The sequence below is a fragment of the Nitrospirillum amazonense genome (assembly GCF_029594735.1).
Classification (GTDB): Bacteria; Pseudomonadota; Alphaproteobacteria; order Azospirillales; family Azospirillaceae; genus Nitrospirillum; species Nitrospirillum amazonense.
This window is the reverse complement of the sequence record NZ_JARPAF010000003.1, coordinates 316036-339182: the sequence shown is the minus strand read 5'-3', so window position 1 is coordinate 339182 and position 23147 is coordinate 316036. Positions and strand designations below refer to the sequence as shown.

Below are 23147 nucleotides of genomic sequence, written 5' to 3'. Positions count from 1 at the left end.
AGCGTCGATCAGGGCGCCATTGTTGACCACCACCTCGATGGTGCCGGCGTTGTTCAGCGCCATCTGGCCGGCGACGGTGCCGCTGTTGCTGAGCGTGCCGATGCTGGCGCCCGCCTGGTTGCCGAGGCCGGTGACGCTGCCGGTGACGGTACCGGTATTGCCCAGAGTGCCGATGGTGCCGCTGTTGACCACACCGGCGATGGAGCCGCTGACCGAGCCGTCGTTGCTGAAGCTGCCCACGGAACCGGCGTTGGCGACACCGGCGATGGAACCGGTGACGGTGCCGCTGTTGGTCAACGTGCCGACGGTGCCGTTGTTGACCACGCCCACCACGCTGCCCGACAGCGCGCCGCTGTTGCTGACACTGCCGATGCTGCCGCCGCTACCGACATAGAGGGCGGTGACGGCAACGATGGTACCGGCGTTGCCCAGCGTGGACAGGACGCCGCCGATATAGTTGTTGGAAACGGTGGCCACCAGGTCGGTGTCGGCGCCTATGGTTACGGCGCTGGCGGCCGCCCCCAGGCCCGTCACGTTCACCTGGGTGAAGACACCAGTGTAGCTGGAACCGGCACCGCCGACCACCAGGGTGCCCAGAATGTCACCCTGCAGGTAGTTGACGTTGGTCGCCGCCGCGATGCTCGTACTGACCGTGCCGCCGCTGAGGCTGGCGACACCGCTGACCACCAAATGGCTGCCGGCCAGGGCCAGGGTGCCGCCGGTCTGGCTGTAAGCGCCGGTGATCGTCAGGGTGCTGGACAGCAGGACGTTGGCGCCGCTGTTGACCAGGGTATGGCCAGTGACGTTCACGGCGTCGTTGACGGCCAAGCTGCCGCCCGCCAGCACCACGTTGCTGGTCAGGTTGGTGAGGGTGCCGCCGGTGAAGGTGCCCGCCACGGTGCCACCACCGGTGAGGATCAAGTCCTGGGCGCCGGTGTTGGTGATGTCGCCGATGATGGTACCGCTGTTGGCCAGCAGGCCCAGCACGCCGGTGCTGGTGATGCTGAGCACGCCGTGGGTGGCGGTGATCAGACCGCTGTTGGCCAAAGTACCCAGCGTGCCGCCGACCACGAACGCGGTGGAGGCACCGCCCGTCAACGTGCCGCTGTTGCTGATCAGCCCGGCGTGGCCAGCGATGCCGACCAAGTGTGCGCCGGTCATGACACCGGCGTTGCTGAAGCCGTCCAGGGTGCCGCCCAACGCCACCAGGACAGCGACGGTGCCGGCGGCCAGCGTGCCGCCAGCCAAGTTGCTGACCGAACCCACGGTGCCGCCGCTCACGACCTCCACCGCTGCCGCGCCACCGGTCATCTGGCCGCTGTTGGTAAGGCTGCCCAGGTTGCCCTGGACCAGCGCACCCGCCCCTAGGTCGGAAGCGATGGTGCCGTTGTTGCTGAGCGTGCCGAGGCGGCCGCCCGTGCCCACCTGCACGCCGGCGGTGGAGGAGCCGCGGATCAGGCGGGCGTTGGTGACCTGGTCGATACGGCCACCGGCCACGGCCAGGCCGCTGAGGGTGCCCGCCAGGGTGCCGTTGTTGACCAGGGTGCCGACGCTGCCCGCCGCCGCCACGTAGAAGGCGGTGGGCCCGCCCAGGGCGGCGGTGTTGGTAAGGCTGCCCAACGTGCCGCCGATGTAGTCGTTGGCGATGCTGGCCGTCAGGTCGGTGCCCGACAGCCGCGTCACCATGGCCAGGCCCGTCACGGTGTTGGACACGGACGCCGAGAGGCTGAGGCCGCCCAGTGCCGACACCAGGGTGGCAATGGAACCGCCGAAGTAGTTGGCACCCGCGTCATAGGCGGCCGCCACGACGCCACCCGACAGGGTGGCGGCACCACTGACCGCCAGGCTGCTGCTGCCGGCGGTCAAGCCCAGGACGCCGCCCGTCTGGCTGTAGTTGCCGGTGACGGCGACGACGCTGTTGAGCAACAGGGTGGCGCCGCTGTTGACCAGGGTATGGCCGGCGACGTTGACGGCGTCGGCCAGCACCAGCGTTCCGGCGTTGAACGCCACGTCGGCGGTGCTGCTGGTGAGGGTGCCGCCGGCCAGCGTGCCCGCCAAGCCGTTGGTGCCGCCGCTGATGGTCAAGGTACTGGCGGCCAGGTTGACGATATCGCCCTGGATAAGGCCGCTGTTGACGATGGCGCCGAAGGTACCGCTCGCCGCGTTGCGCAGGGCGGTGACGCCGGCCAGCGTACCCCGGTTGTCCAGCAGGCCGACGGTCGCGGCGTTCAGCAGGCCGATCTGAGCACCTCGGATCAGGCCGCTATTGGCGATGGTGGCGATGCTGCCGGCGCCACCGTTGACCATGGCCGTGGCGCCGGTGATGAAACCGGCGTTGGCCACGCGACCCACCCTGCCCTGGTTGAAGATGCCATCCGCCTGCCCCATCACGGTGCCGGTGGTATCATTGACCAGCGTACCCAGCAGGGCGGTGTTGATCACGCCGGAGAAGGTGGCGGAAACGAGGCCGGCATTATGGAGCGCGCCCAGGGTGCCGCTGTTGAACACGCCGTAGGCGCCGCCCAACAGGGTGCCGCTGTTGCTGAAGCTGCCCAATGAACCGGTGTTGGCGATGAGCAAAGCCGTGGCGGCGCTGACCGTGCCGGTGTTGGACAGGCTGCCCAGGGAACCGCCGATATAGTCGCTGTGGGCCACGGCCAGCAGGGCGTTGCCCACCACCGTACTGCCGATGTCGAAACCGGTCAGATCGTTGGTGATGGACAGGGTGTAGCGGGATCCCACGCCACCGGACACCAGGGTGGCCAGGGCAGAGCCCACGGTGTAGTTGGCCAGGCTGCTGGCGCCGGTGATGGTGACCACGCCGCCGGTCAGGGCGGCACTGCCGCTGACCGCCAACTGGCTGCCGCCCAGCGACAGAATCAGGCCGCCGCCGGTCTGGCTGTAGTTGCCGGTGATGGCGACGGTGCCGCCGATGGTCAGGGTGGCGCCGCTGTTCAGCACCGTGTTGCCGCCGACATCGATAGCGTCGGCCAGCAGCAGGTTGCCGGCGATGAAGGACACGCCCGATAGGCTGTTGACGATGGTGCCGCCGGTCAGGGTGCCCACCAGACCACCCGTGCCGCCGGCGACCACCAGGTCATGGGCCGTCAGGTTACGGATGTTGCCGGTCAGGGTGCCGCTGTTGACCAGCGTGCCCAGATTGCCGCTGGCAGCGATGTAGAGCGCGGTGGCGGAGGTGATGGCGCCGCTGTTGGTCAGCGTGGCCAGGGTGCCGCCGATGTAGTCGTTATCGACCATCAGCAGCAGGTCGCCGCCGGCGGTGATGCCGCTGGACGCCAGGCCGGTGACGGCGGTGACGATGGTGGCGCCGGTGTAGGTGGAACCCGCCGCGCCGGCCACCAGGGTGCCCAGCGTGCCGGCCAGGTAGTTGGCGCCGGCGCTGGCGCTCGCCAGGACTGTGCCGCCGGTGATGTTGGCGGCATCGGCCACCACCAGCTGGCCCGCGCCCCGGCTGAGGTCCAGCGTGCCGCTGGTCTGGCTGTAGGCGCCGCTGATGCTGACAATGCTGGTCAGGATCAGGTCGGAACCGGCGTTGACCACGCTGCCCGCCACCTGATCGTTCAGCCAAAGGCCGCCGCGGGCAAACACCACATTTCCACCGGTGACGGTGATGGTGCCCATGGTGTTGGCGGCATAGCCGGTGAAGGTACCGACATGCGTGCCGCTGCCGCCGGTGATGCTGAGGTCGCCGATGGTGGCGACGATGTCGCCTGCGACGATGCCGCTGTTGCCGAAGCCGGTGATCTGGTTGCTGAACCGGGCCGCCACCGGGCCCTGGATCAGCCCGGCGTTGTCGATGACCCCGAAGGCGCCGGACAAGGCGACGGTGCGACCCACCACGGTGCCGGTGTTCACCAGACTGCCGATGCCGCTGTTGCTGAGGACGGCCGTGCCGCCGTTGAGAAGGCCGCTGTTGTTCAGCAGGTCCAGGCCGTTGACATTCACGGCCCCAAAGCGGCTGAGGATGCTGCCGCTGTTGAGGATCGTGCCGGTCGTGCCGGAAGCCGCGACACCGGCATAGCCGCCGCTGATGGTACCGCTGTTGCGCAGCAGGCCGACGGCGTTGTTGTAAATAACGCCCTGGCCGGCGGTCATGCCGACGGTGAGCGTGCCGCCCTGGATGATTCCGTCGTTCACCAGCGTATCCAGGGTATTGGCGCGGACGCCGATGGTGCGGCCCTGGATGGTGCCGCTGTTGGCCAAAGTGTTCATCATCCCGGCGTAGACACCCTGGGCGCCAATGACCTGGCCGCCGCTGGCGATGGACAGCAGGCCGATGCTGCCGCCATAGATGCCGGTGCCCAGGGGCGCCTCGGCGCGGATCACGCCGCTGTTCAACAGGGTGCCGATGGTGCCGGCGTTGTTGATGGCGAAACCGGTGCTGCCCGTGGCCCAGATGGTGCCGCGGTTGTTCAGGAGGTCGATGGTGCTGGTGGTGCGCCGGTTGTTGATGCCCGCGCCGGCCCCTTGGATCAGGCCGTCGTTGGTCAGGGTGCCGATCCGCTCCTCACTCTGGATGCCCAGCTGGGTGCCGGCCAGCACGCCGCCGGCGCTGATCGACAGGCTGGCGATGGTGCCGCCTTGCGCCAGATAGATGCCGTTGGCGTTGCCGCCGATGGACCCGCTGTTCAGCAGGGATAGCACCCGGCCGCTGACGTCCACCTCGGTGATGGAGCCGGCATTGTCCAGGATACCGATGGTGCCGCTGTCGCCCAGGCTGCTGATCCGGCCGGTGTTGGTCAGGGTGCCGATGGTGCTGCTGCCGTCAACGGCGACGGCGACAGTGGCGCTGATGGTGCCAGTGTTGGACAGGCTGCCAATGCTGGCCTGGGTCAGGTTGATCCCGGTGGGGCCGCCGCTGATGGTGCCGCCGTTGCTGATGAGGGCGACCAGGCCGCTGGCGCCCAGGCTGCCCATCCAGCCGGTGTTGAGCAGGCTGTCCAGGCGGCCGCCCAGGGCGACCAGCACGCTGGCGAGGCGGCCACTATTGTCCACGGTGCCCAGCGTGCCCGCGCCGCCCACGGACACGCCGCCCATGGTGCCGCTGTTGGACAGCAGGCCCAGGGTGCCGGCGATGCCCACCTGGTTGCCGGCGGTGCCGATCACGCCGCTGTTGGACAGGGTGCCGACGCGGCCGATGGTGTCGACATGGAAGGCCAGGCCGTTGCCGCTAAGGCTGCCGGTGTTGACGAAGGTGCCGATGACACCGGCCACATCCACCTGGAAGACGCCGCCCGTCAGCCTGCCGCTGTTGGTGAAGCTGCCCAGGGTGCCGGTGCTGGCTACCGTCAGGAAGCTGGAGGCCAGGCTGTTGACGATGGTGTCGCTGTTGCCGGCCGACGCCAGGCTGCCGCCGATGTAGTCGCTGGTGGCCACGGCCACCAGGTTGCCGCCGGTGGAAACGGCGGCAACACCCTGGTAGCCGGCGGTGAGCGAGGTGCCGCTGTAGTCGGAACCCGCGCCCCCGGCCACGACCGTGCCCAAGGTGCCGGCCAGATAGTTGCCGGTGGCCGTCTGGCCGGTCAGGGAGAAGACGGCGCCGCTGATGCTGGCCACGCCGCTGACAGCCAGCTGGTTGCCCGGGGCCATGGTGACGGTACCGCCGGCCTCGGCATAGTTGCCAGTGATGCTGACGGGGCCGGCCAGGGTCAGGGCGATGCCGCTGTTGACCACCGTGTGGCTGCCTACGTCGATGGCGTCGTTCAGCGTCAGCGCGCCGGAGGCGAACACGACGTTGCCGCCGGTGTTGCGAATGGTGCCCTGGGTGCCGGCGCCGTAGCCGGTGAAGGTGCCGATGGATCCGGCGTTGTTGATGGTCAGGTCCCGGGCGGCCAGGTTGATGATGTCACCCGCCACCAGGCCATCGTTCCGGAAATAGCCCAGGGTGCCCAAGGCGCCGATGGTCAGGGCCGCGGCACTGCCGGCCAGGGTGCCGCCGTTCAGCAGGGCGCCCAGGACGCCGTCGTTGGCCACGCCGTAGGCGCCCTGGATGGTGCCGCTGTTGGCCAGGGTGCCGAGGGTGCCCAGCGCGCTGGCCGAGCCTTCGTTGAAGATCGCGGCGCCGTTGGCGCTGGTGATCAGGCCAGTATTGTCCACACGGGCGATGGTGGGGCTGAGCGCGCCGCTGACCATGTTGTCGAGGCCGCGCGACGTGCCGCTGATGGTTCCGGCGTTGGTCAGCGTGCCCATGCTGCCCCCGCCGGCGTTGCCGTTGCTGCCGCCGACCTGCACGCCGACAGGACCGGAGATCTGGCCGTCGTTGATCACAGCCGCCAGCGTGCCGGCATTGGCCAGGCCCGTGAACCAGCCGTGCACGGTGCCGGTGGTGCCGATGCTGACCAGGCCCATGGTGCCGCCGTTGTACAGGCCTTGCAGCACGCCGGTATTGGACACGGTGCCGATCACGGCCCCCCAGTTGTTGGCCAGGGCCGAATAGGGGTAGGAGGACGCGATGGTGCCGCTGTTTTGGATCAGGCCGATGGTGCCGGCGAAGTTGTCGATGGCGGCATAGCCGGTTCCGGCCAGCGTGCCGCTGTTGACTAGGGTGCCAAGGATACCGCCCTGGCCGACGAAGACGGCGGTCTGGCCGGTGATGCCGCCCTGGTTGACCAGGGTGTCCACCCGGCCGGCGGTGCCGTAGGGGCTGATGGCCACGGCCCGGCTACTGGTGCTGATGGCGCCGGTATTGGTGAAGGTGCCCAGGCTGCCGGTGCCGGCGACGTACAGGCCAGTCGCGACACCGCTGATGGTGCCGGTGTTGTTCAGGGTGCCCAGCGTGCCGCCGATGTAGTCGCTGAAGGCCACGGCGACCAGGGCGTTGCCGGCGATGCTGCTGCCAATGTCGAAGCCGGTCAGGTCGGTGGTGATGGACAGACCGGCGTAGTTGGCGCCCGCACCGCCGGAAACCAGGGTGGAAAGGGCGGATCCCACGGTGTAGTTGGCCAGGTTGCTGGCGCCGGTGATGGTCAGGGCGCCGCCGGTCATGGCCACGCTGCCGGACACGGTCAGCTGGCTGCCGTACAGGTCCATCAGCAGGCTGCCGCCGGTCTGGCTGAAGTTGCCGGCCACGGCGATGCTGCCGCCGATGGTGAGGTTGGCGCCGCTGTTCACCACCCTGTGGCCGGTGACGTCGATTGCGTCCTCCAGCCGCAGCGCCCCTTCCGTGAAGGTCAGGTCGGACTGCGTGTTGCGGATGGTGCCACCGGTCAGCAGGCCCGTGCCGCCGGCCGTGTTGCCGGCGATGGCCAGCGCGTGGGCCGAGGCGTTGGTGATGCCGCCGCTGAGCGTGCCGCTGTTGACCAGGGTGCCCAGGCTGCCGGTGGCGGCAATGTAGACGGCGGTGGCGGCGGTGATAGTGCCGCTGTTGGTCAGCGTGGCCAGGGTGCCGCCGATGTAGTCGTTGTTGGCGACCAGCAGCAGGTCGTTGCCCACCGTCCGGCCGACGACGTTCAGGCCGGTCAGATCGGACGCCAGGGTGACGCCGGCGTAGCTGGAGGCGGCACCGGCCACGACCAGGGTGCCCAGCGTGCTGGCCAGATAGTTGCCGCTGGCGGTGACGCCCTGCGCCACCAGCACGCCGCCCGTCAGGCTGACCGCGTCGCTGACCGTCAGGCTGGTGATGGACAGGGTGCCGGCCGTCTGGGCGAAGGCGCCGGTGATGGTGCCGTTGCCCAGCGTCAGGGTGGCGCCGCTGTTGGTCACCGTCTGTCCGGCGGCGTCGATATCGTCGTTCACCAGCAAATTGCCGGCGGCGAAGGTCAGGCCGCTCAGCACATTGGTGATGGTCCCCCGGCCGCCGGCATAGCCGGTGACGGTGCCCACCGTGCCGGTGCCGCCGCCGGCAATGACCAGCGCGCGGCTGGTGGCGTTGAGGATGTCGCCCGCGATGGTGCCGGCGTTGGCCAGGGTGGAGAGATTGCCGCTGATGGACAGCGCGTTATCCTGGCCGGCGATCAGGCCAGTGTTGGCCAGGGTGCCGATGGTGCCGTTCAGCTGCACCGCCGTGTTGGACCGGGCGGACAGCGTGCCCTGGTTGGTGACGGTGCCGATGGTGGCGGATGCCGCCACGTAGGCCGCGACGGAGGTGCCGTCGATGTCCGCCGTGGTGAGCACGCTGGTGGCGGAGGCGCCCAGATAGTCGGTATGGGCGGTTGCCAGCAGGCTGCTGCCGCTGACGGCGCTGGTGATGGACAGATTCCAAGCCTGAATGGTGGCGCCGCCGACACCCAGCGTGCCGCCCGCCTGGGCGATGGTGCTGACGTCGCCGGCCAGGATGTTGGCGTTGCCGGCGTAGACCAGCACCTGGCCCGCCAGGTCGACATTGCCGCTGGCCCGCAAGGCGCCGCTGCCGGCGATGACGTCCAGCTCACCCGCCGTCTGGCGGTAGTTGCCCAGCACGGTCAGCGGCGCGTTGGACAGGATGGTGGCACCGGTGTTGCGCAGCGTCAGGGTGCCGACATCAACGACGTCGCCCATGGAGAGGCGGCCGGCGGCCAGCACCACGTCAGCGCCGCGGCTGCGGATGGTGCCGTTCAGGAAGGCGCTGGCCTGGCTGGTGTTGCCGACGATGGTCAGCCCATGGCTGCCGTCGTTGATGACGTTGCCGTCCACCGTCTGCTCGTTGTCCAGCACGTCCAGCACGCCGCCGGCGGCGATGGACACGGCAGCCAGGGTGCCGAACAGACGGGCGGTGTTGACCAGGGTGCCCAGGCTGCCCGTGCCCGCCACATAGACGCGGGTGTTGGCGCTGATGCTGCCGGTGTTGGACAGGGTCAGCAGCGTGCCGCCGACATAGTCGTTCTGGAAGGCGGCGATCAGGCGGCCGGCGCCGTCCACGGTACCGGCGACGTTCATGCCCGCCAAGCCGCCGACGGTGGCAGCGCTGTAGTCGGAGCCCGCCGCCGCGCTGACCAGGGTGGTGGTCTGGTTGACGGTGAAGTTGGCCGTGGCCTGGCCCACCCGTACGCCGCCGGCGATGGTGGCCTGGCCGGCCACCTGCAGCGGGGTGGCGGTGTTGAGCTGCAGGGCGCCGCCTACCGCCTGGGTGTAGGCGCCAGCGATGCTCACCGCCGACGCGATGGTCAGGTTGGCACCGGCATTGACGACGCTGGCCTGCACCTGGTCGTTCAGGACCAGGTTGCCCCCCGCCAGCACCAGGTTGCCACCGCTGACAGTGAGGGTGCCCTGCGTGTTGGCGGCATAGCCGGTGAAGGTACCCACATGCGTGCCGCTGCCGCCGGTGATGCTGAGGTCGCCGATGGTGGCGACGATGTCGCCGGCCACAATGCCGCTGTTGGTGAAGCCGGCGATCTGGTTGCTGAACCGGGCCGCGACCGGGCCCTGGATCAGGCCGGCGTTGTTGATGACCCCGAAGGCGCCGGATAGGGCTATGGTGTCGCCCATCACGGTGCCGGTATTGACCAGGCTACCAAAGCCCCCGTTGCTGGAGATGCCGGTGCCGCCGCTGATGAGGCCGCTGTTGTTCAGCAGATCCAGGCCGCCGACGCCCACGGCCCGGAAAAGGCCGATGATGGTGCCGCTGTTGAGGATGGTGCCGGTCGTACCGCCGGCGCTGATGCCGGCATAGCCGCCGCTGATGGTGCCGCTATTACGCAGCAGGCCGACGGCGTTGTTGTAGACGACGCCCTGGCCGACGGTGGTGCCGGCGGTGAGCGTGCCCGCCTGAATGGTGCCCGCGTTCACCAGCGTGTCCAGGCTGCCGTCGACATAGACACCGATGGTGCCACCCTGAATAAGGCCACTGTTCGCCAGGGTGTTCATGATTGTGGCGATGACGCCGCCGGCGCCGATGACTTGGCCGCTGCCCGTGATGGACAGCACGGCGATGCTGCCGCCACTGATGCCCATGCCGGAGGGGCCGTCGGCGCGGATGACGCCGCTGTTCACCAGCGTGCCGATAACGCCCGCGACATTGTTGATCGCGGTCGCGTAAGACCCTCCAGCCCCCCGGATGGTGCCGCTGTTCACTAGGGTCGCGATTGTGCCACCGATATTGCCGACGCCGGCCGTCGCGCCATTGATCAGTCCGGTGTTCACCAGCGTATCGATGGCGCCGTTGTTGTTGCCGATGCCTCGCCCGGACAGGGCCTGGATGCTGCCGTCGTTGACCAGGGTGCCGATGGACTGATTGCTGTAGATGCCGTAGTGGTTGCCCGTGATCAGGCCATCGGCGGTGACCGACACGCGGCCGATGGTGCCACCGGTGGACACGGCCAGGCCGATATCGCCGCCGCCCACCGTGCCGCTGTTCAGCACGCTGCCGATGCCGCCAAGGTTGTAGAGGCCAGTGTGCTGGCCCCAGATCGTGCCGGTGTTGGACAGGGTACCGACGCTGCCGCCGGCCACCTGGATCGCCCGGCTGAGCGCGTCGAGGAGGCCGCTGTTGCTGATCGTGCCGATGGTGCCGCCGACGTGCACCAGGTCCGTTCCGCCGCCATGCAGGCTGCCGGTGTTGGTGTAGCCGCCCAGGCTGCCCGACGCCCCGACATACAGCTGTGCCGCCCCCGCCGTCGCCTGGATGTCTGACCCGTTCACCAGCGTGGCGTAGGTGGTGCCGATATAGTCGTTCAGCACCACGCCCGTCAGGGTGCCGTTGGCGGCCACGCCGCGTACGGCCACGCCGTCGACGTTGCCGAGGTAGGCGGCGCCGCTGTAGTCGGACGCGCCATCGCCCACGGCCAGCACACCAAGGGTAGGATGCAGGTAGTTGGCCGTGGCCGTCAGGTTGTTCACCTGGACGTAGCCGCCGCTGATGCTGATCGCGCCGCTGGCGCCCAGGGTGTTGGTGGTGTTCAGCGACAGCGTGCCGCCGCTCTGTCCATAGTCGCCGGTGATGCGGACGGGCGCCGCCAGGGTGATGGTGGCGCCGGTGTTCAGCACGGTATGACCGGTGGCGTCGATGTCGTCATCCAGCAGCAGGCTCCCGGCCGAGAACACGACGTTGCTGGCGGTATTGCTGATCAGGCCGTGGCCGGTGGCGCCGGTGAAGGTGCCGACCGCGCCGCTGCCGCCCTGGATGGTCAGGTCGCGGGCCGCGTCGTTCCGGATGGCACCGGCGATGACACCGCTGTTGATCAGCAGGCCCAGGGCGGAATTGCTGTCAAAGGCAATGGCATTGCCACCGCCGCCGATCAGGCCGCTGTTGGCCAGGATGGCAATGCTGCCCCGGTTGGTGAGCGCCACGCTGGTGATGCTGCCGGACAGCGTGCCGCTGTTCAGCAGGGTGCCGATGGTGCCGCCGTTCACGGCGACGGCGAAGTTGTAGCCGGAAATGGAGCCGCGGTTGTCCAATAGGCCCACGCTGCCGGCATTCTGCACCACACCGCCTATGCCGCCGTTGATCCAGCCGCTGTTGGTCAGGGTGTCGATGACGCCGATATTGCCGCCGGCGTTGTGATTGCGCAGGCCGAAGTGGGTGGCGGTGATGGTGCCGCTGTTGGACAGGGTGGCGATGCTGCCCTGGCTGTTCAGGCCGGTGTTGGCGGCGCTGATCAGGCCGCTGTTGCTGAGGCGGCCGACGACACCCGTGTTCCGGATGCCGACGGAGGCGCCGATGGCGCTGCTGAAGGTGCCGCCGCCCTGGTTGATGGTGCTGGTGTTCACCAGGGCGCCGATGCTGCCATCGTTGCTGAGGCCGGCGTACTGGCCCGTCAGCGTGCCATTGTTGGCCAGGCTGCCGACGCTGCCGCTGGTGGCCACGTACAGGGCGGTGCGGCTGCCGATGGCGTCGGTGTTGACCAGGCTGCCCAGGGTGCCGCCGATATAGTCGTTGCCGATGAGGGCCAGCAGGTCGCCGCCGCTGACGCTGCTGGCGATGTTCAGGTTGCCCACGCCGTCGGCGACGATGGTGGCGCCGGTGGCCAGGGTGCCGCCGGCATGCACCAGGGTGCCCAGGGTGCCGGCGAAATAGTTGCCGGTGACGCTGAAGCCCGCCATGGCCACGGTGCCGCCCGTCAGGCGGGCGTTGCCGCTGACGTTCAGGCTGTCGGTGCCGGGCCGCAGCAGCAGGGTGCCGGCGGACTGGCCATAGTCGCCCGTGACGCTGACGGCACCGGCCACCGTGACGTTGGCGCCGCTGTTGACGAGGGTATGACCGGTCACGTTGACGGCGTCGGCCAGCGACAGGTCACCGGACACCAAGGCCAGATCGCTGGCGGTATTGGTGACGGTGCCGCCGGTGAAGGTGCCGACGGCGCCACCGGTGCCGCCGCTGATGGACAGGGTGCGGGCGCTGCGGTTGATGATGTTGCCGGCGATGGTGCCGCTGTTGGTCAGCGTATCCAGCGTGCCGGTGCCGGCGATGTACAGGATGGTGGCGGCGCTGATGCTGCCGCTGTTGGCCAGGCTGCCCAGGCTGCCGCCGACGTAGTAGTTGGTATGGATGCCCAGCAGGTTGGCGCCGCTGATGCTGGCGGTGACGCCCATACCGGTGACGGCGGCGACATGCGCCGCGCCATAGTCACTGCCCACGCCGCCGGCGACCAGGGTGGAGATCTGGCCCAGGGTGGCGTTCTCGGTCGCCAGGCCGGCCACGACGGTGCCGGCCACGGTGGCGGCGTCGGTGACGGACAGCCGGCCGGCCGTGCCCACCACCAGCGTGCCGCCGGCAGCCTGGCGGTAGGCGCCGGTGACGGTGATCGCGCTGGTCAGAGTGACGTCGGCGCCCAGGTTGCCGACCGTGTGGCCGGTGGCGTCGATGTCGTCGTTCAGCCACAGGTTCCCGCCGGTGAAGAGCAGGTCGCTCAGGCGGTTGAGGATGCTGCCTTTGCCGGTCAGGTTCCGGCCGGTGAAGGTGCCGACCAGGCCACCGCCGCCGCCCTGGATGGACAGGTTGGCCGCCACCGTGTCGACGCCCAGGCCGACCAGGTTGGCGTCGCCGTTGACGAGGGTGCCGGCGATCACGCCGCTGTTGACCAAGGTGCCGAGGGTGGCCCCGCCGCCCAGGCCCAGGGCGTAGGCGGCATTGATGGTGCCGGTGTTGATCAGGGTGGCGATGGTGCCGCCGTTGCCGACCACGCCCGCCGTCACGCCCCCCAGCACACCACTGTTGCTGAGCATGCCGATGCTGCCGGTGGCGGCCACGTACACGCCATAGCCGCCGCTGGTGAGGGTGCCGGTGTTGTTGAGGGTGGCCAGACCGCCGCCGACGTAGTCGTTCAGGTAATGGACGACCAGGTTGCCACCGTCCTGCGCCACGCTGCCGCTGAGGCCGAACAGGCTGGCCAGGGTGGCGGCGCCATAGTCGGCGGTGGCGGCCTGGATCACAGTGGCCGTGTCGCCAGCCCCGTAGTTGCCCAGGGCGTCGGTCAGCACCCGGCCGGTGACGGTGGCGCTGTCGGCCGTCAGCAGGCCGGTGGTGGTGCCGATCAGCAGGCCGCCGGCCATGCGCAGGATGCCGGTCACGGCGACGGTGCCGCCCAATGTCACGAAGGCCGGGCTGTCGATGAACAGCGCGCCGGTGCCGGCGTTGACGGAATCGTTCAACCGGATGGTGCCTTGGGTGACGTGGATATCGCCCAAGGTGTGGGTGATGGTGCCGCCGGTGAAGGTGCCAACGCCGGCGCCGCCGGCCAGCAGCAGGCTGGCGCCGGCACGGTCGTCGATGATATCGCCGGCGATCACGCCGCTGTTGACCAGCGTGCCCACGACCGTGGCGCCGCTGGCGATGTAGACGGCCGTGGCGGCGCTGACGGTGCCGGTGTTGGTGATGTCGGCACCCAGGCTGCCGCCGATGTAATAGTTGTGCGCCGTGACCACCACGGCGTTGTTCGTGACGGTGTTGGTCAACGTCAGGTGCGCCAGGTTGCTGGCGATGGTCGCGGCGCTGTAGTCCGACCCCACGCCGCCGGTCACCAGGGTGGCCTGCTGGCCCGGCAGGAAATTGTCGGTGGCCAGGCCCGCGCGCAGCTGGCCGGCGATGGTGGCCTGGCCAGCGATGGCCATCTGGCCACCCTTGCCCACCACCAGCGTGCCGGCGCTGCCCTGGACGTAGGTGCCGGTGACATCGATGGTGTTGGCCAGGGTCAGGCTGGCGCCGCTGTTGAGCGCGGTGTGGCCGGTGACGTCAACGTCATCGTTCAGCAGCAGGCTGCCGCCGCTGAACACCAGGTTGCTCAGCCTGTTCTGGATCAGGCCGGTGCCGGACTGGCCGGTGAAGGTGCCGACCGTCCCGCCGGTGCCGCTCTGGATGGTCAGGTCGCCGGCGACGGTGTCATTGGGCAGGAAACCCAGGACGCCGCCGTTGCCGTTCACGATATTGCCGGCGATGACGCCGCTGTTGATCAGCGTGCCGATGCTGCTGGCGCCGCCCTGGCCACCCACCATCAGCAGGGCATACTGGGCGTTGATGGTGCCGCTGTTGACCAGCGTGCCGATGCTGGAGGCCGCCATCAGAGCGGCGTAGGAAATGCCGGCGAAGGAAATATAGGCGCCGGCGATGGTGCCGGTGTTGGCGAAGCGCGTGGTGCTGTCGCCAAACAAGGCGATAGCTCCCCGGATGACGCCGGTGTTGAGCACACTGCCCACGGTGCCGGCCAACCCGAGGGCGGAGATGGCGCTGATGGTCCCGTTGTTGACCAGGGTGTCGACGACACCACCGAGGGCCACAGCCTGCTGGGTCCCGATGACCGCGCCGTCGTTGGTCAGGGTGCCGACACTGCCGGTGCGGGCGACGACGATGCCAGGGAAGGCGGTGGTGATCGTGCCGCTGTTGGTCAGGGTCACCAGGCTGCCGCCGACGTAGTCGCTGCTGAACTGCGCCAGCAGCGCGGCGCCGCTCTGGACCAAGGTGCCCAGGACGATGGCGCTGCCCGTGCCGATGGTGCCGTTCAGCGCGACGCCGCTGTAGGTGCCGGTGGCGGCGCCGATCACGGTCCGCGCCTGGCCGACGACATAGTTGCCCGAGCCGTCCAGGCGGACCTGGCCACCGGTCACCGTGGCGCTGTCGGCCTGCAGGGTGTTGGCGCTGCTCACCACCAGCGTGCCGGCGCTCTGCACATAGGTGCCGCTGACGGTGATGGCGCTGCCCAGGGTCAGGGCGGCGCCACTGTTGGTGACGCTGTGGCCAGTGGCGAGGATGTCGTCGTTCAGCAGCAGGTTGCCGCCGGTGATGTAAAGGTTGCTTAGCCTGTTGTCGATCTGGCCCTTGCCGGTCAGGCCGGTAAAGGTGCCGACCGTGGTGCCGGTGCCGCCCAGCAGGGCCAGGTCGCCGACGGCGGTGTCCACCTGGCCCGTCCACATCGCCGTGGCGGCACCGTTCATGATGCTGCCCTGGATCAGGCCGCTGTTGGCGATGGTGCCCAGGTTGGAATTGCCGTAGGAGCGGATGACGGTGCGGGCACTGATGGTGCCGCTGTTGATCACCGTACCCAGGACGGCACCGTAGGCGTTGGTGATGAGTACGTTGTCGGCCAGGATGGTCCCGGAATTGACCAGGGCGCCAATCGTCGTCGGGATGCCGTAGTTGTTGATGGCCGTGCCGCTGCCGCTGATGCGGATGGTGCCCTGGTTCAGCACCGTGCCGATGGTGCCGTAGATGTTGGAGATGGCGTAGCCGCCATGGTCCGCCGCCATCAGGCCGCTGTTGGCGATGGTGGCGATGGTGCTGAAGTTAGCCCCCACCAAGCCGGCGCTGAGGGTGCCCAGGCCGGTCAGGGTACCGCTGTTGGTCACCAGGGTGACGCGCGCAAACCGTAGGCTGATATCCGTGTTACCACTGATCAGCCCCCGGTTGTCGATGGTGCCGATATAGTCTGAGATGACGCCGGGGTTGGTGCTGAAGATGCCGGCGCGGCCGGTGATGGTGCCGGTGTTGGTGATCCGGCCGATGGTGCCGCCGGCGTTGTAGATGGCGTAGATGCCGTAGACGCTGTTGTCACCGGGGTCATTGGCCACGGCGATCACACCGGCGTTGGTGATCGTGCCGATGGAGCCATCCCGGCTATTGAAGATGGCCGCCGTGTCCTGGTGCAGGGTGCCGGCGGCGGTGACGGTGATGGTGCCACCGGCCTGGTTTTCCAGCAGGCCCAGGGTGTTGTAGTTCAGGATGGGACGGTAGGCGCCCGTGACCAGGCCGCTGTTGCTGAAGGTGGCCAGGCTGCCGGTGCCCCCGACCTGCAGGGCGACGGCCCCCGCCAGCGTGCCGCTGTTGGACAGGCTGCCGTAGCTGGCGCCGATGTAGTTGCCGGTGGCGAACAGCGCCAGGTTGTTGCCGGCCACGGTGCTGCCCATGCCGGGGATGTTGCTGCCGATCACAGTGGCGCCGGTGTAGTCGGACCCCGCACCGCCGGCCACCAAGGTGCCGTAGATGCTGCCGGCCAGATAGTTGCCGGTGTCAGAGAGGGCGGCAGCCGCGACGGTGCCGCCGCCGATGCTGGCGACGCCGCTGACCACCAGCTCCGCCCCTGTGGCCAGGGCCAGTGTGCCGGTCGCCTGGCTGTAGTTGCCGGTGACGGTGACGATGGTGGACAGGCCGATGGCGGCCCCGGCATTGGCCAGCGTGCCCGTGCCGACGTTCACGGCGTCGTTCAGCAACAGGCTGCCGCCGGCCAGCACGACGTTGGCGAGAGTGCTGGTGATGGTGCCCTGGTTGGTCAGGCTGCCGCCCGTCAAGGTACCCACCGTGCCGCTGGTGCCGCCCGTGATGCTGAGGGTGTTGGCGCCGGCATTGATGATGTCGCCGGCGATGGTGCCGGTATTGGCCAGGGCGCCCAGGCTGCCCGTGCCGGCGATGTACAGGGCGGTGGGACCCGTCAGCAGGCCGCCGATGCTGAGGGTGCCGTAGCTGCCGCCGATATAGTCGGTGGTGGCGAGCGCCAGCAGCTGGCTGCCGCTGGTACCCACGGTCAGTTGCGCATGGCCGCCCAATGCACCGTCGTTGACGAAGGTGCCGGCATAAGCCAGGCCGCCTGAGGCCTGCACCAGGGTGCCCACCGTGTCACCCACCAGGTAATTGGCGGTGCTGTCGCCGGCGACCGAGGCCGCCACCTGGCCGGCGATGCTGGCCACGCCGATGACGTTCAGTTGCGCCGCCCCATCCAGCACCAGGGTGCCGGCGGACTGGCTGTAGGCACCCGTCAGGTTGATGGTGTTGACCAGGGTGAGGGCGGCACCGGTGTTGGACACGGTATGGGCGTTGGCCCGGACGTCGTCGTTCAGCAGCAGGGCGCCGCTGGCGAACACCAGGTTGCTCAGGCTGTTGAAGATCAGGCCCGTGGAGACACCATCCTGGCCGGTGAAGGTGCCCACCGTGCCGGCGGTGCCGCCCTGGATGGTCAGGTCGCTGGCGACGGTGTCGTTATAGTCGGTGCTGCCGTTGTAGATGCCGCCCCGGATCAGGCCGCTGTTCACCAGGGTGCCCAGGCTGGCGTTCGCAAAACCCAAATAGGCCCTGACGCCCATGATGGTGCCGCTGTTGACCAGGGTCCCGATGCCGACGCCGTAGCTGTTCTGGATGGCGGTGGTGCCGCTGATGGTGCCGCTGTTCTCCAATGCGGTGAGACCGGCGTAGGCCATCCTGATGCCGATGCCCGCGGCGATGGTGCCCTGGTTGACCAGCGTATTGATGGTGGCGAAGTTGAGGTTGACGCCATAGCCATACGCGTCGGTGCTGACCAGGCCGCTGTTCACCAGGGTGTTGATGGTGCTGTTGGACAGGTTCAGCGCGGCCGGCACGCCGGCGCCGGCCAGGGCCTCCAGCGTGCCGCTGTTGGCCAGCAGCGTGACCTGGGCGTATTCCAGGCTGACGGCGTAGGTACCGCTGATCAGGCCGGCGTTGGCGAGGGTGCTGAGGGTGCTGTTGTTGCCGCTGTAGAGGCCCATCGTGCCGGTGATGGTGCCGATGCTGGTGTTTTCCAGCAGGCCGATGCTGCCCCGGTTTTCGACGGCCATGCCGCCGCCGATGCTGATCAGGCCGTCGTTGGTGAAGGTGCCAAGCTGGCCGCCCTGGGCGATGCTGAGGCCGACATGGCCCGCCAGCGTGCCGCTGTTGGCCAGGCTGCCCAGGCTGCCGCCGATATAGTTGCCGGTGGCGCCCAGCAGCAGGCCGTTGTTGGACACGGTGCCGGCCAGGCCCAGGGCATGGCTGCCGGTGGTGACAGCGACGTTGGTGTAGCTGGACCCGGCCCCGCCAGCCACCAGGGTGGCGTAGATGCCGCCGACCAGGTAATTGCCCAGGGTGGATTGGCGGGCGATGGAAACGGTGCCGCCGCTGATGCTGGCAACCCCGCTGACCACCAGCTCCGCCCCCGTGGCCAGGGCCAGGGTGCCGGTCGCCTGGCTGTAGTTGCCGGTGACGCTGACGATGGTGGAGAGGGATACGGTGGCCCCGGCGTTGGCCAGCGTGCCCGTGCCGACGTTCACGGCGTCATTCAGCAGCAGGCTGCCGCCAGCCAGCACGACGTTGGCGAGAGTGCTGGTGATGGTGCCCTGGCTGGTCAGGCTGGCGCCCGTCAGGGTGCCGACCGCGCCGCCCGTGCCGCCGCTGATGGTGAGGTCGGCCGTGCCGAGATTGACGATGTCGCCGGCGATGGTGCCGCTGTTGGCCAGGGCGCCCAGGCTGCCCGTGCCGGCGATGTACAGGGCGGTGGGCGCGGCCAGCAGGCCGGTGACGCTGATCGTGCCGTAGCTGCCGCCGATATAGTCGCTGGCCGCCAGGGCCAGCAGCTGGTTGCTGGTGGTGCCGTTGACCAGGACCACGTGGCCGTCCAGCGCGGTACCCGTCAGGCTGCCGCTGTAGGATACGCCGCCGTCGGCCTGCACCACGGTCCCGACGGCGTCACCCACCACATAGTTGGCGCCGGCATTGCCGCTCAGCGTGACCTGGTACAGGCCCGCCAGCCCCGCGCCGCCGGTGACCGACAGCCCGCCGGCGGTGCCCATGGACAGGGTGCCGCCCAACTGGCTGTAGGCGCCGGTGATGGTGACCAGCGTGTCCAGGGCCAGGGCGGCGGCGATGTTGGTGACGGAATAGCCGGGGACGTAGATGTCGTCGTGCAGCAGCAGGGCGCCCGAGGTGAAGGTGACGTTGCCCAGCGTGTTGTAGATCATGCCCTTGGCAGACATGTCCCAGGCGGTGAAGGTACCCACCGTGCCGGTGTCACCACCCTGGATGGTGAAATCGGTGCCGATGGTGTCGGAGCTGTAGAGGGCACCCGTCACCGCGCCCGCGATGACACCGGCGTTGATCAGCGTACCTATGACGGCGCCGTTGTGGTTGGCCAGCGCGTAGCCGCTGCCGTTGGCGGCGCGCAGGGTGCCGGTGTTGATCAGCGTGCCGATGGTGGCGGTGTCACCGTTCAGGATGGCGCCCGTGCCGCCGCTGATCATGCCGCTGTTGACCAGGGTGCCGATGCTGGCGCTGCTGCTGAAGTTCCCGATCCCGAGGCCGCCGGCGATGATGGTGCCGCTGTTGAGCACGGTGCCGATGGTGCTGGCCGAATAGTTGACGATACCGTTGCCGCCGTAGCCGGTCTCGCTGATCACTCCGGCGTTGTCGACGGTTTCGGCACTGGCGCCTTGCAGCAGGATGATGCCGTCGCCGAACGTAGCGGTGCCGGCGATGGTGCCGGTGTTGGTGATCAGCCCGGCCTGGGCGTTGTACAGCTCGATGGCGGAGGCGACGGCGGTGATGGTGCCGCTATTGGCGATCGTGCCCACGGTCGCGCCAGTGTCGAGCTGGACGCCCCTATGGGCGATGATGGTGCCACTGTTGTCGAGCTGGCCGAGAGAGCCGCCGCGGTCGTAGATGCCGATACCGGTCATGCCCGTGACGGAGATCAGGCCGCTGTTGCTGAAGGCGTCCAGGGTGCCGAGGTTGCCCACGACCAAGCCAAAGACACCCGACAAGGTACCGGTGTTGGCCAGACTGCCATAGGTGCCGCCGATATAGTTGCCGGTGGCGCCCAGCAGCAGGTCGTCGCCGGAGACGATGCCGCCGATGCCCCCCACCACAGGACTGTTGTTGGTGACCGTCACCCCGTCATAGCTGGACCCCGTACCACCCGTCACCAGGGTGTCCAGGATGGTGCCGGCCAGGTAGTTGCCGGTGGCGGACAGCGGACGCCCCGACACCAGACTGCCGCCGGTGATGCTGGCAGCCCCGCTGACCGCCAGCGTGCCGCTGCCGCCCAGTTCCAGGCCGCCGGTCGCCTGGTTGTAATTGCCGCTGACATTGACCAGGGTGGACAGCGTCAGATTGGCGCCATTGTTGATCAGGGTGCCGGTGCCGACATGGACGGCGTCGTTCAATGCCAGGTTGCCACCGCCCAGCACCACGTTGGCCAGCGCGCTGGCGATGGTGCCCTGGGTGGTCAGGCTGCTGCCCGTCAGGGTGCCGATGGTTAGACCGGCGCCGCCCAGGATCGTCAGGTCGCGGGCGCTGTCGTTGGTGATGTCGCCGGCGATGGTGCCGCTGTTGGCCAGTGCGCCCAGGATGCCCGTGCCGGCAATGTAGAGCGCGGTGGGGGCCGACAGCAGCGTGCCGCCACCAATGCTGAGGGTGCCGTAGGTGCCGCCGATATAATCGCTGGCGGCCAGAGCCATCAAATCGGTGCTGTTGGTGGCATCGCCGACGGCCAGGTGGCCGCCCAACGCGCTGGGGCCCAGGCTGCCGCTCCACACCAGGCCGCCGCCGGCATGCACCAGCGTGGCAACGGTATCGCCCACAAGGTAGTTGGCCGTGCCGGCGGGGTTGGCCTGCACCAGGCCGCCCACGGTGGCCGCACCCGTGACCGACAGGCCGCCGGCCGCGCCCAGCACCAGGGTGCCCGCCGCCTGGTCATAGGCGCCGGTGATGGTGACCAGGGTAGCGATCTGCAGGCTGGCGCCGGCATTGGCGACCGTATGGCCGGTGGCGTCGATGTCGTCATTCAGCAACAGGCTGCCGGCGCTGAAGGTCAGGTCGCTCTGCTGGTTGACGATCATGCCCTTGGACACGCCGTCCTGGCCGGTGAAGGTGCCCACCGCGCCGCCGGCGCCGCCCTGGATGGTCAGGTCGTTGTTGGCGCCATTCAGCACCGTGCCCTGGACCAGGCCGCCGTTGATGAAGGTGCCGATGGTGCCGTTGATCACCACGGCATAGGTGCCGGTGATCGTGCCGCTGTTGTCCAGGGTGCCGACGGTGCCGCCCTGGATGTTGACGGCGAACTGACCCGCGATGGTGCCGCTGTTGCTAAAGGCGTCCAGCGTGCCCCCGGGGCCCACGTACAGGCCATAGTTGCCGGCGATCAGGCCGGCGTTGGTCAGCGTGCCCATGATGGCGACGTTGCGGATAGCCGTCGAGGTGCCGCCGCCCGATGCGGTGATGGTCCCGCCAGCCAGGTTTTCCAGGGTGCCGATGATGACCTGGTTGAAGACGCCCTGGTTGCCGCCGGCGATGATGCCGCTGTTGACCAGGGTATGGACGACGACGGTGTTGGCGACGCCGACCTGGGACCCGACGATGGTACCGCCGGCCTGGTTTTCCAGCACGCCGATGGTGCCGCCGATGAACTGGGCGGCAGCGATATCGATGGCGTGATAGTTGCTCTGGATCAGGCCGGTGTTGGTCAGGGTGCTGATGCCGCCATAGACCACGATGCCGGCGGAGTTGCCGCCCGTAATGGTGCCGCCGGCCTGGTTTTCCAGCAGGCCGATGGTCCCGTCAACATAGACCGCCCCGACGGCACCACCGATGAAGCCACTATTGCTAAGCGTACTTATGGTGGCGGCGGTGCCGTGATTGGAGCTGGGGCCGATGACAAAAACGCCCAAAAGGCCGCTGTTGATGCTGCCGCCCGCCTGATTCACCAGTTGGCCTATGGTCCCACGGACCAATAAGCCGACACCGGAGATGTCGGCGTTATCAATGACGCCGCTGTTGATCAGCGTGCCGATGCTGCCGTTGGCGACGAAGCCGCTGCTGCCGCTGATGAAGATGTGGCCGGCATTGTCCAGGGTGCCGACGGTGCCCAGGATGGTAACGCCGGCGTCGGCGCTGATGGTGCCGGTGGTCTCATTCCGGAAGCCGCCCAGGCTGCCCGTTGTGGCCACGTACAGGGCGCTGATGCTGCCGGTATTGGTGACGCTGCCCAGCGTGCTGCCGATGTAATCACTGTTGGCCACGGCCAGCAGGTTGGACCCGTCCGACCCCTGCCCCGTGAACAGGAGGGGAAGACCGTTGCCCAGGTTGGCGGTGATGCCGCTGTAGCTGCCGCTGCCGGCCGCGATCAGCGTGGCCAGGGTGTCGCCCGCCACGTAGTTGCCCGACGTCGACAGGTTGCCCAGGAAGGCGGAGACGGTGCCGCCGGCAACGGTGGCGGCGCCACTGACCACCAGTTCACCACCACCGCCCAGGGCCAGCTCGCCGGCCGACTGGCGATAATTGCCGGTGACGCTGACGATGCTGGACAGGATGACGGTCGCCCCGCTGTTCACCAGGGTATTACTACCCACGGTCACGGCGTCGTTCAGCAGCAGGCTGCCACTGGCCAGCGTCAGGTCGGCGCCGCTGGTGATCATACCCTGGGTGGTGCCGTCCACGCCGGTGAAGGTGCCGGTGGCACCGCCCGTGCCGCCGAAGATGGTGACGGCGCTGTCGCCGCCCAGCAGCAGGTTGCCCTGGATCATGCCGCTGTTGACCAGCGAGACCAGGGTGTTGCCCAGGCCGATTTCGATGGCGTTGCCGGCGGAGACGATGCTGCCGGTGTTCACCAGCGTGGTCAGGGTGACGTAGCCGGCGGCCTGGGTGCCGGCCAGATACGCCCCGCGGATGCTGCCCTGGATGAGGCCCTGGTTGATCAGGAAGCTGGTGCCGTCGGTGTACTTGAGGGCGGTGGCGCCGCTGAGGGTGCCGCTGTTGGTGAGGGTCAGGTTGCCCGATGACTGGGTCGCCACGAACGACGTGCTGCCGCCGGTGATGGTGGTATCCGCCGCCGTTGCCCGGGGGGCCGTCAGGGCCGTGCCCATGGCCAGGAGGGAGGTGCCCGCCAGCAGCAGGGTACGCGATGGCCGTGCGCGCGACGGCCGCGTCCGCGTGTCCTGGCCCTGCGTATCCAGGCCCTTGCGCACGTCCGGCAGCATCTTGCCCATAAGCCCACTCCCCCAAATCAGAAACCGGCGTTACGCCGGTT

Annotated in this window: 1 protein-coding gene; it reads right to left on the bottom strand. The window is 68.7% G+C overall.

Going from position 1 to position 23147, the window contains the following annotated elements; all coding sequences use genetic code 11:
• Positions 1–23106, bottom strand: a 23106-nt coding sequence (locus P5F91_RS19840; RefSeq protein ID WP_277908038.1) for a beta strand repeat-containing protein, incomplete at its 3' end; no start/stop codon positions are given.
• Positions 23107–23147 lie beyond the last annotated feature (41 nt).